An 11,792-nucleotide genomic window follows, 5' to 3' on the forward strand; every position below is an offset into this window, starting at 1 on the left:
ATTTGCCGCTTTCTGAGCAAATCTGAGTAGTTTTTAAAATTTACTTAATATTGCTTATCCTAAGTAAATTTCGTTTCATGAACCACAATAACAGTTTCGAATTAAATCTCTTCAAATCCTTTAAGGAAGGAGACGAAACTGCATTTAAGTTTTTTTACGATAAATATTTTAGGAGAATCCAATCTTTCAACGTTCAGTTTATTTACGATCAGGACGAAGCTGAAAACCTTGCTCAAGAAGCCTTACTACACTTATGGCAAAATAGAGAAAACGTAGAATCTATTAACGGTATTCAAGCTTTCTTATTTACCTACGCCAAATCAAAATGTCTGAATTTAATCCGCCACAATAAAGTGAAGGACAAATTTAAGAATGACCTGCTTAACCACAAAGAACGAGAATTGGATATTGAGGTTTTAAATTCAATTCAGTTCGACACACTAGAATTAACAGAATTGGAGCGTATTATTCAGGAATCGATTAACGAATTACCGCCCAAAACCCGCGAAGTTTTTATAAAAAAACGCTTTGAGAATAAAAAAAATGCAGAAATAGCCGAAGAAATGAATGTTAGCTTAAAAGCTGTAGAAGCCCATATGACAAAGGCTTTGAAGATTTTAAAAACAAAATTATCCGACTATTTATTTCTAATTTTTATCCTTATTTATAATAATTAAGAATAAAAGGTAGGGTATTTTAATTCTGAGGTGTACTAACTATAGCGACAAGTTTAAAAACGCATTTATGACATCGGAACTAATTTATAAATACTTATCTAATGAAGCTTCAGAACAAGAAGTTCAAGAACTTTTTGATTGGATTGATGCTTCAGAAGAAAACAAAAGTCAATTTATAACTTTAAAAAAGACTTGGACTTTAACAGCAATTAGTGGAACTATTTCACCTAATACTGCTTCCGTAATGGCATTGAAACCAAAAAACAATGCAAGAAAGTATTTTAGTTACGCGGCCGTTCTTGTGGTTTTAATTGGTTTAGCAGGGCTCGCTTTTTATTTTAATGAAAGAACAACAGCTTCTAAAGAAATTGTTCTGGAATTAAGCGATGGAAGTTTTGAATATTTCACGCAGAAAAATGAGAATAATTTAGTCAATAGTAAAGGCGAATTAATCGCCCGAAAATTTTCAGACCGAATTGTTTATTTCGGAAAAGTTCTCGATAAAGAAGTTTCTTACCATACTCTGACAGTGCCGTATGGAAAAAGATTTAAGCTTACACTTTCAGATGGTACCTTTGTAAGTTTAAATTCTGGAACTACTCTACGCTATCCAGAGCAATTTGGAATAAACGGAAAAAGGAATGTTTATTTAACTGGTGAAGCCTTTTTTGAAGTTGCCAAAGATAAACAGCATCCGTTTATTGTACATTCTGATAAAATTGATATTGAGGTTCTCGGAACAAAATTTAATGTGACTGCATATCCCGAAGACAAAACTGTGAGTAGTGTTTTGGTTGAAGGAAGTATCCAAATGTCTGAAAAAGACAATCCTTTGAACGCCGTTTTGCTTAAACCGTCCCAAATGGCAGTCTGGCAGAATGAGTCAAAAAAAATCGTAACACAAACAGTTGACACAGCTGTTTATGAAGCTTGGACTCAAGGCGAACTTGTATTTCAAAATACCCCATTTTCTACTATTGCAAAAATTATTGAACGTACTTATGACGTTGAAATTATCAACGAAAATACTGTTTTGGCCAGACAGAATTTTACAGGTTCAATAAAAATTAGTGAGTCTAGTGTCGCCAATATTTTAGAACTCCTAAAACGTGACACGCCATTCAATTATTCTATTAAACAAAACACCATAACCATAACACCAATTTCCCATAACTAAATAAAACATGACATCTACGATACATTCCAATTTAAGAAAAATTCTATTTTTCTTAGGCTTCCTATTATCCTGTTTTTCAGCTTTTTCTCAAAATAAAACTATTACATTACATGTAAAAAACAAACCTATAAGCCTAATTATCAAATCGATTGAACAGCAGACCGATTATAGGATTATTTACAATGCCCGAAAAATTGATGTGGAACAATTAGCTGATATTAATGTTGATAACGCATCATTGGAAACCACTTTAACAAAGCTATTTAACGGAAAAAATATCTCTTTTTACATTCAGAAAAAGCAGGTCTTACTGACCAGTGCAAGTTCTACAAATGATTCTGGCACACCGCAGGAAACCGAACGATTCATCAGCGGAACGGTTTATAATGCCACAGACAAACAACCGCTTCCAGGCGCAACTATACGTATAAAAGGAACTGGAATGGGTGCTATAACTGACTTTAACGGGAAATTTGTTTATCAGTTAAAAGGAAATAACATCCAGAATCTTATACTTGAAGTTGGTTTTTTAGGAATGGAATCTCAGTCAAAAATAGCAGGAAATAATAAAGATTTTGTTTTCTATCTTCAGGAAACTACAGACGAATTAAATCCTGTTGTTATTACTTCATCTTATGGAACTACAAAATTAAAAGAGGAAATTGTAGGAAGTATTTCGACTTTAAATGCCAAAGATATTGCGGTAGAACAAGCTTCAGAAAGCATCGATAAAATGATTACAGGGCAAATTGCCGGGGTAATGGTTGAAAATACTTCTGGTGTTGGTGGTCCGGTAAAAATTAATATTCGTGGTCAGGGAACATTATCATCTTTAACAGGAGCAAAAACGGGAACTTCTACTCAGCCTTTAATAATTGTAGATGGTGTGGTAATGAGCGAAGAGTACGGTATTGATAGTTCTTTTTTTGATGGAAGTGGCGATACTGCAGAAAATTTAGCCAATCCGCTGATGAAAATTGCTCCAGAAAATATCGAAACAATATCGGTTTTAAAAGATGCTGCGGCAGTTGGTATTTATGGTGCTGACGGAGCAAATGGTGTTATTTTAATCACTACTAAAAAAGGAAGAAAAGGAAAAACACAATTTGGTTTCTCTAATCAGCTTGGAGTTTCATCGGCTATTAACCGAATTAAGTATCTAAATGGTGAGCAATTTACCGAGCTTAGAAACGAATACATGAAAAACACCACAACAGGTTATGTTCCTGTTGCCTACAATGGTATAAACACAGATTGGTTTGAGGTTTTAAACAGATCTGGAATCTATAACAAGTATAATTTTAATGTTTCTGGTGCTACTTCAAAATTTTCATACCGTACAAACGTAAGTTATACAAAAATTGATGAGCCGCAATTGGGTAACGATACCAAACAATTAAATGCAGGTATTAATTTAGGTTTCAATTCTGGCAAATGGAGTGCAAATTTGATGTTAAACCCAAGTTATGTACAAAAAGATGCTCCAAACATTTTTGCTAGTTTTGCCTATTTACCAACTCTTGCAGTTTACAACGCTGATGGTTCTTATGCAGATTTAGGAGTGAGCGGTATTACAAGAGGAAATCCGCTGGCAGCTATTGAACAAAATAAAAATGAAACACAGACATATGGTCTTTTAGGAAGTATAAATTTAGCTTATCAGTTAAGTAAAGCAGTTAAATTTTCTACACTTTTTGGAATGGACTACACTGATAAAGAGCAAGATCGTTACTTTTCTGCTGCAAACGAAAGTGGTCAGTTCAATGGAACTTTTACACTTAACGGAATTCTTTATCCAGCATGGGGACGTAGACTTTTAAATCAAAGAAATTCAACTAAATGGAACTGGCAGGGACAAGTTTTATTTAATAAACAATTGTCTGAAAACCACGAAATTGATGGTATTGCAGGTTTTGAATTGTCTGAAGACAGAACAGATTTTAATTATAAATCTGGAGTTGGATTCGTAAATCCAGATCAGATTAATAAAGTGACCGATGCGGTTAGGGACGATAATTTAGCAACGCCTTTAGTTGACGAATCGAAAAGCGGTCAGACGTATCGAAATGAAATCAGTTATAATTCTAGAGTTTCCTTTTTATCTCAGGTAAATTACAACTATAAAAAACGTTATTATGTTCTAGCCAATTTAAGACGCGACGAGAGCTCGGTTTTTGGAGATGATACTAATGTTGCCCTCAACGGAGGTGCTGGTTTAAGCTGGATTACAAGTAATGAGAACTTTTTACAATCAAACACTTGGATTGATTTCTTAAAATTTAAAGCAAGTTACGGTTCTACAGGTAACTCAAGAATTGGTTCATACAGATCAAAAGGTTTATATAATATTAGTCAAAACGATTATAATGGTAACTCTGGAGCAACTACGGGAGCCGCGCCAAACGGCAATTTAAGCTGGGAGAAAAATACAAAATTTAATGTTGGTTTTGACTTTAACATTTTTAAAAGAATCGAATTAACACTTGAATATTATTATGATAATAAAAGTGATTTAATTACGACTAGAGATATTCCTACAGAAACTGGATATAATTCTGTTCAATTAAATGCCTCTAGTATGTACAACAAAGGTTTCGAGCTTACTACCAGAATTAAATGGATCAAAAGCGAGCCATTTAAATGGACAACTACTTTCAATATTTCTACAGTAGACAGTAAAGTAACCGATCTAAAAGGTTTAGGAAGTGATTATGCTTTAGGAAATATTGCTTTAGCACAAAAAATTGGCTACAGCACGACAACATTATGGGGAATAAAATGGGTTGGTGTTGATCCTGCAACTGGAAGAGATCTTGTCGAAAAGAATGGACAAATTTACGATACAAAAACATACAATGATACTCATACCGTTGCAGACTGGGTGCCGATTGGAGATACTCAGGCAGATGCATATGGAGGTTTTTACAACAACTTCACATTTTACAATAATCTGACATTATCGGTTAGAGGAGATTTTCAACTTGGAGGAGATGTTTTTATTTCTGATGTTTACATCGATAAATATTCCAATACTCTAAATAGAAATCTTTCTGTAAATGCAGCAGATCACTGGAGAAATCCTGGAGATATTGTTTCGCAGTCAGCAGTTACATCCTCTCCTATTCTTTCTAACTTAAGCAAATATGTTTATGATGGTACGTATGTTAGAATCAGCAATATTAATTTGAGTTATAATGTGCCCCTGAAAAATACTTTTCTGGATTCGCTTGCTGTTTTTGCAGATGCTTCAAATGTGGCATATTGGTACAAAGCAAAAAGTCCGAAAGGAATGAACGGAATACGTGAATATAGTTTTATTTATCCTCAGGCAAGAACAATTTCTCTGGGACTTAATGCAAAATTTTAAAGAAATGAAATATTCAAAATACATCACATTATTTTTTCTGATTTTCTCATTACAAAGCTGTAGTGATTTTTTGGAGCAAGAACCTGGAACACAAACTTCTATTGATGAGCTTTTGCAGAATAAACAAGGTGTAATTACTGCCTTAACAGGTCTTTATACAGAACTTGAAGCCAATGTAAGAGGCGAACGTTTTGCTGTTTATGCCGATTTACAAGGAGGAAATATAAAATTTACACCAACAGCTTCAGGAACCAGTAGAGGTCAAATTTCGCCGCCGGGAAATCTTGAACAGGTTTATTCTTTTGAAGATCTAGCGCTAACCAGTAACTTCAAATCATTTTATGATGGGAGCTATGATATTATAAATCAAGCCAACTTAATTTTAGAGTACACACCTGCCCTAAAAGATGCTACAGAAGAAGAAAAAAATCAAATTACGGCCGAGGCTATGACAATTCGAGCTTATGCACATTTTCTTTTAGCGATTGTTTACAGCCAAGATTATAATTATACTCCAGATGCTTCTCATTTAGGAATTGTTTACAACACAAAATCAATTAAAGAAGGAATACAATACCCGGCCAGAGAAACTGCTGCTAATACTTACAATTTAATTATGAACGATTTAAAAGAGGCTATTAGTAATTACTCTTCAAGTTCGTTACTTAACGGACCTGCATATTCTTACTTTAATGTTAACAGTACTAAGGCTTTACTGGCGAGAGTATATTTACAAAAAAACGACTGGACAAACGCTTATGAAACTGCAAATGATGTCATTACAAATTCTGAAGTTAACCTAGTAGAAAAAGACAATTATCTTGGCGAATGGGCAAAAACAGATCTTCCTGTATCTGAAATTTTATTAGAATTTTCAATTCCAAAAGATTCTGAGGGTGTTGCTGGTAGTTCTATGGCAAGCTATTTTGGATATACATCGGCAACAAGCTATAATAAATATGTCGCATCTGATGATTTGGTTAATCTCTATGAAAATTCGGATTTAAGAAAACAATTATTCCTGACGCAGCCATTGCAGACTTTAGTAAATGGCGTTTTAGCTCCTGTAAATTATAACTTCACTAGAAAATTCCAAAATAATGCGGGTTATGTTGCATTCAGATTGAGTGAGATGTATTTAATACGTGCCGAAGCTGCTTATGAAACCAACAGAGCGGATATCGCTATGGCAGATATCAACATTATCCGCGCCCGTGCAAATGCTGCATTATTAACTAGTACGGTGAATCTTAAAGAAAATATTTTATTAGAAAGAAGAAAAGAACTTTGCTTTGAAGGTCATTTATTTTTTGATCTTGTTCGCAATCATAAGAATATTTCAAGAAATGACGGCTGTATTTCAACTAGCTGCAGCTTGACATATCCTTCTTTAAAATTTGTATTGCCAATACCAACATTCAACACTAATCTCAACCCTAACTTACAACAAAATGACTCGTATTAAGATATTTAGCATATTGTTCATAGGAGTACTATTTATTTCCTGTTCAAAAGATGACTATAAATTAGGTTCTGAAATTGATCCGTTTTTAAGATTCAATTTCTTGGTAAAAAGCGATAACACACCTGTAGAATATCCAACTGTAAACGGAAGTTTAGTTCCTGTGTCTAATTACGTAAATACTTCAGTAAAAACATTGAAAGTGCCAGTTGCATTAACTACTCGTAACTTAAAAAATACGGTTACTGCCAATTTTAGTGCAGTATCATCAACAGGTGATAACGAAAGTTTTACAGTAAATCCAGTTAATCAGTTAACTTTTCAAGGAACTAAACTAACCGATACTATCGCCGTTTCTTTTGATAAAAGATGGGCTGCAAATCAGAGTATTACTTTAAAATTGGAAACTGTTTCAGATCCAGAAATTCATATTGGAAATCTAAATACAGAATATCTAAATGATACTTTTAAAATTGATCTGGCCGCAATTACTACAAACTATACATTTCCTGTTAATCAATTAGTTGTTAAAGGAGAAGTTGGAGAAACAATCGATTTTAAAGTAAATTTCCCTAACGGATTTTTCCCTTCTGAAATAGAAAATGCATCTATTTTCAAATTCCAAAATGGTTTTGAATATTCATTAACGCATGACGATTTTGGTGACAACAGAAGTTCCATCAATTATCATTTAACACTGCTTGAAGATATTCAAAATGATGATGCCCGCTATGAATCAAAAATTACATTAGTAAATATTCCAAATTATAACGCCACCGGAAGTATTAATCTTACTATTGTAAAACCTATAAAATCGCCAAGAGATATTCAGGCGTATCCCGCATCAAAATTTACAGATCCAACCAATGCTTTTTATTTGACATACGGCGAACATTGGTTCAATAATAATGGAAACTGTACATGGCAGACTTTTAACGCTTTAACTTTTCCGGTTATTGTAACAAAAGACAACGAAAATGCTATTTTATACAGCGATAAAGGAACAGCAAATCCAAATGACGATGTATACCACGACGCTTTCAAAATCGGATTTAATGTTTCAACTGGGACTAATACAGTTAATTCTTTTGGCTTAAAAAGATGGTTTTCAAATGAAAGTAATTCGGCTGCAGTTTCTCCTGGATTTAATATCACCTCAGCGTTAGAGTTTTTCCCAGCAAACGGAAACAGCAAAACAGAAGGAACAGTTCTCGTAATTCCGCAGGATATTACAATCGGATCAAGTGCAGCAAACACGTATCAAATTGCCATTTCTGGAGATGGAACCTACAAAGAAATCAGCAACGGTTTATACGAAATTTCATTTGAACTAAAACTAACAAACGAGAAACTTTTCGGAGGAACTGTTTCTACGCAATACAGAATGTACAATAATAGAGTTTATACCAAACCAACTCCTTTAAATATTGAATGCCCGAAAGAAGTAACTCTTTAATTGTTGATGGTTAATTGTTAATTGTTAATTGTTGATGGTTGATGGTTGATGGTTGATGGTTGATGGTTGATCGCGATAGAGCTTTGTCAAAGTTTTAAACTTTACCAAAGCTTTTGGCGGGTAAAAAAAAAGTTTCAGGTTTCAGGTTGCTGCAGAACGTGAAACCTGAAACCTGAAACAAAAAAAACAAAAAAACAAAAACATAAAAAACAAAGCAAATTGAAAAAACTAATCTTCCCTCTCCTATTACTGTTGGGTTTGTCGGCTTATAAAAGCGTTGAAGAACCAGATTATATTGATGTTCAGGAATTACGAAAAATTTATTCTGGCGGTGATGCTTCCAAATGGCCTGCTGCGGAATTGCATGAAAGTATCGATAAAACTAAATTTCAGGATATTGGAGTACTTCCTGCGGTTCCTTATCCAGCTTATAATCCGTATTCTAAGGAAAAAGAAAGTTTGGGAAAGATCTTGTTTTTTGATCCGAGGTTATCGCGAAGCGGACAAATTGCTTGCGCTTCCTGTCATAATCCGGAATTGGGCTGGACGGATAATTTGACGCGTTCTTTCGGGCATGATCGCCAAACGGGAAAACGTAATTCGATGACAATTTTAAACTCGGCGTATGCCACATCCTTATTTTGGGACGGACGCGCTAATAGTTTAGAAGATCAGGCGCAGTTTCCTGTTTCAGATCCGCTAGAAATGAATGAAAAACTAACGATTGCCGTAGATAAAATTGCCAAGATTAAAGGTTATAATCAACTGTTTGCCGCCGCTTTTGGAGATAAAAAAGTGACTTTGGAACGAATTCAGTACGCAATTGCGACTTTCGAAAGATCAATTAATAGTCCGAAAAGTAAATTTGATCATTTTGTGAGCGGAAAATCAGAGACTTATACTGATTCTCAGGTTAAGGGAATGCATTTATTCAGAACCAAAGCGCAATGCATCAACTGCCATAATACGCCTTATTTCAGCGACAATCAGTTTCATAATGACGGTCAGACTTTATTCGGAACAAAAAATGAAGATTTCGGACGTTATAATGTAACGAAAGATGTAAAAGACATTGGCAAATTCAGAACGCCAACGCTTCGCGAAGTGGTAAACACAAAACCGTGGATGCATCACGGGCATTTTCCAACTCTTTTAGATGTGGTAGAATTGTATAATGGAGGAAATCCTTCTCCCGTTCAGAAAAAATATCTGGGAACTCCAAGAGATTCACTAATTCCGAAAGTAGATCCTGCACTTAAGAAACTAAATTTAAGCAAAGAAGAAATAAGTGATCTTTTAGCTTTTATTGAAACTTTGAGTACGCCAACCAGAAGAATTATGGTGCCAGAAATGCCGAAATAATTTAGTTAGTTTGTAAATTGTCCTAAATCTGTAAATCTAATCAGTCCATTTTCTTTGGGAACTGGGCTTTTATTTTTGGTACAAATTAAAACTTCATCTTCTGAATTCTAACAGCATTCAAAATTGCTAGTAAGGCTACTCCAACATCAGCAAAAACAGCTTCCCACATTGTTGCCAGTCCGCCTGCGCCGAGAATTAAAACAAAAGCTTTTACGACGAAAGCTAAAGTGATGTTCTGCCAGACGATTTTTTTGGTTTGCTTCCCAATGTTTATGGCCATTGCAATTTTGCTCGGTTTATCGTCCTGAATGACAACATCTGCGGTTTCAATTGCGGCGTCGCTTCCTAAACCTCCCATTGCAATTCCGACTGTGCTCAAGGCAATTACGGGTGCATCATTTACTCCATCACCGACAAAAGCAATAGTTTCGTTTCTGGCTTTAATTTCGTTTACTTTATTGACTTTATCTTCTGGAAGCAAATCCCCAAAAGCTTTTACAATTCCGAGTTTATCTGCAACAAATTGTACTACATTGGTTTTATCGCCGCTCAACATGGTTAGTTTAACTCCTAAAGTTTTTAGTTTGGTAACCGTTTCTTGGGCATCTTCTTTTATTTCATCGGCAATGGTTAAATAGCCCGCAAATTTCTGGTCGTAAGCAATTGCAATTGTAGTGTACACTATTGATGTCGGATCAATGTCGTAAGCAATAGAAAACTTATCCAGAAGCTTAAAATTCCCTACGTGCAGTTCTTTTCCATTATATGAAGCTTTTAATCCGTGTCCCGAGATTTCTTCAATATCTTTCAATTCAACTGAAGTATCAATTTGTCCCGCATAATTATGAATTGCAGTTGCAACGGGATGTGTACTTCGGCTTTCTAAAGCATTGACCAGCTTCAGGATTTCTTCTTTATCAAATTCAGGTTTTATAATGACTTCCTGCACTTTAAAAACACCTTCGGTCATGGTTCCGGTTTTATCAACAACAACATTTTGAATCGTGGAAATACTGTCTAGAAAATTACTGCCTTTAAACAAAATTCCGTTTTTACTGGCAGCACCGATTCCTCCAAAATAACCCAACGGAATACTGATTACCAAAGCACAAGGACAAGAAATTACCAGAAAAACCAAGGCTCTATACAGCCAATCGCTAAAAACATAATTGTCTACAAAAAGCATTGGAACCAGACAAATAGCGATTGCCAAATACACTACAATAGGCGTATAGATTTTAGCAAACTTTCTAATAAATAATTCTGCAGGGGCTTTTTTTGTAGTAGCGTTCTGCACCAATTCTAGAATTTTAGACAATTTGCTGTCATTATAAGCAGTCGTAACTTTTACTTCTGCAATTGTGTTTCCGTTTATCATTCCGGCCAGAACTGTTTCGCCTTTCTTTTTAGTGTCGGGTTTGCTTTCTCCCGTTAAAGCTGCTGTATTGAACGAAGCTGAGTCTGATAGTAATTCGCCATCTAAACCTAATTTTTCTCCCGCTTTCAGCTGAATAACAGCGCCAATCTGAACGTCTTTTGCCTTAACTTTTACTGCAGTATTATTTTCAATAATATTTACCTCATCGGGACGTTGGTCTAATAAACTTTTAATACTAGATTTAGCCCGATTAACTGCCATTCCTTGAAAGGTTTCTCCAATCGTATAAAATAACATCACGGCAACACCTTCTGGATATTCTCCTATAGCAAACGCACCAATTGTGGCAATACACATTAAGAAAAATTCTGAAAAAACATCTCCTTTTACGATACTTTCATAAGCTTCTTTCAAAACAGGAAGCCCAACTGGAAGATAAGCAATGGCGTACCAAATAGTTCTCACATATCCTGTAAACCAACTTTGTGGAAAGTAATTATCAAAGGCAATTCCGATTAATAATATAACGAATGAAACTATGGCAGGTAAAAACAATTTAAACCCGCTGCCTTCTACATTATGTTCATGATCGTGTCCGTCGTGGTCGTGGTCGTGCCCATCATTATCAGAATGCTCGGGTTCGTCATGCGAACAACAGCAGGCAGTTTTGGGTTTACTTTTTATATTTTTAACTTCTTTATCTTGATGTATCATGGGAAAGTTTCAAGTTTATTTGTTTCAGGCTGCAAGTTTAACCTTTGAATAAATTAATGTTCTAAATTTAAGCATTTTGTTTGTTGCCACAAAGGCGCTAAGGCACTAAGTTTTATATTTTGAATTGCCTCCATCTAAAGCTGTAGGCAATTCAATTTAATATTAAATGAAAATTGGAGACTCTGCTACTTTGCTACCA

General features: G+C 34.9%; 7 protein-coding genes. 6 read left to right on the plus strand and 1 reads right to left on the minus strand.

Annotated elements, in window-relative coordinates; all coding sequences use genetic code 11:
• Positions 1-77: 77 nt before the first annotated feature.
• From EDB96_RS14815 to EDB96_RS14840, 6 genes are all read left to right on the plus strand, one after another.
• Positions 78-677 (plus strand): RNA polymerase sigma-70 factor, encoded by a 600-nt coding sequence (locus EDB96_RS14815; RefSeq protein WP_134141672.1) that lies wholly within the window; start codon positions 78-80, stop codon positions 675-677.
• 67 nt (positions 678-744) lie between these two features.
• Positions 745-1,854: a FecR family protein gene (locus tag EDB96_RS14820; protein ID WP_134141673.1), complete on the plus strand. Its 1,110-nt coding sequence runs from the start codon at positions 745-747 to the stop codon at positions 1,852-1,854.
• Between the two features lie 7 nt (positions 1,855-1,861).
• Positions 1,862-5,221 (plus strand): SusC/RagA family TonB-linked outer membrane protein, encoded by a 3,360-nt coding sequence (locus EDB96_RS14825; RefSeq protein ID WP_134141675.1) that lies wholly within the window; start codon positions 1,862-1,864, stop codon positions 5,219-5,221.
• A 4-nt stretch (positions 5,222-5,225) separates the two neighbouring features.
• Positions 5,226-6,686, plus strand: a complete 1,461-nt coding sequence (locus EDB96_RS14830) for a RagB/SusD family nutrient uptake outer membrane protein (RefSeq protein WP_243839352.1) — start codon at positions 5,226-5,228, stop codon at positions 6,684-6,686.
• Positions 6,673-8,139 carry a hypothetical protein gene (locus EDB96_RS14835; RefSeq protein WP_134141677.1) on the plus strand — a complete coding sequence of 489 codons (1,467 nt, stop codon included), beginning with the start codon at positions 6,673-6,675 and terminating at the stop codon, positions 8,137-8,139. Before EDB96_RS14830 ends, EDB96_RS14835 begins: the two co-directional genes overlap by 14 nt.
• A gap of 219 nt (positions 8,140-8,358) precedes the next feature.
• Positions 8,359-9,501 carry a cytochrome-c peroxidase gene (locus EDB96_RS14840; RefSeq protein WP_134141678.1) on the plus strand — a complete coding sequence of 381 codons (1,143 nt, stop codon included), beginning with the start codon at positions 8,359-8,361 and terminating at the stop codon, positions 9,499-9,501.
• A gap of 85 nt (positions 9,502-9,586) precedes the next feature.
• Here the strand turns inward: EDB96_RS14840 and EDB96_RS14845 are convergent, their stop codons facing one another.
• The gene (locus EDB96_RS14845; RefSeq protein ID WP_134141680.1) at positions 9,587-11,593 is read right to left on the minus strand and encodes a heavy metal translocating P-type ATPase; all 2,007 of its coding nucleotides are present in this window, start codon (positions 11,591-11,593) and stop codon (positions 9,587-9,589) included.
• Positions 11,594-11,792: the final 199 nt, after the last annotated feature.

It is taken from the genome of Flavobacterium sp. S87F.05.LMB.W.Kidney.N (assembly GCF_004366435.1).
Lineage (GTDB): Bacteria > Bacteroidota > Bacteroidia > Flavobacteriales > Flavobacteriaceae > Flavobacterium.

What these genes read in the sequence shown, in the direction of transcription:
- EDB96_RS14815 (WP_134141672.1), top strand. Translation starts at nt 78, where the DNA reads ATGAACCACAATAACAGTTTCGAATTAAATCTCTTCAAATCCTTTAAG.
- EDB96_RS14820 (WP_134141673.1), top strand. Translation starts at nt 745, where the DNA reads ATGACATCGGAACTAATTTATAAATACTTATCTAATGAAGCTTCAGAA.
- EDB96_RS14825 (WP_134141675.1), top strand. Translation starts at nt 1,862, where the DNA reads ATGACATCTACGATACATTCCAATTTAAGAAAAATTCTATTTTTCTTA.
- EDB96_RS14830 (WP_243839352.1), top strand. Translation starts at nt 5,226, where the DNA reads ATGAAATATTCAAAATACATCACATTATTTTTTCTGATTTTCTCATTA.
- EDB96_RS14835 (WP_134141677.1), top strand. Translation starts at nt 6,673, where the DNA reads ATGACTCGTATTAAGATATTTAGCATATTGTTCATAGGAGTACTATTT.
- EDB96_RS14845 (WP_134141680.1), bottom strand. Translation starts at nt 11,593, where the DNA reads ATGATACATCAAGATAAAGAAGTTAAAAATATAAAAAGTAAACCCAAA.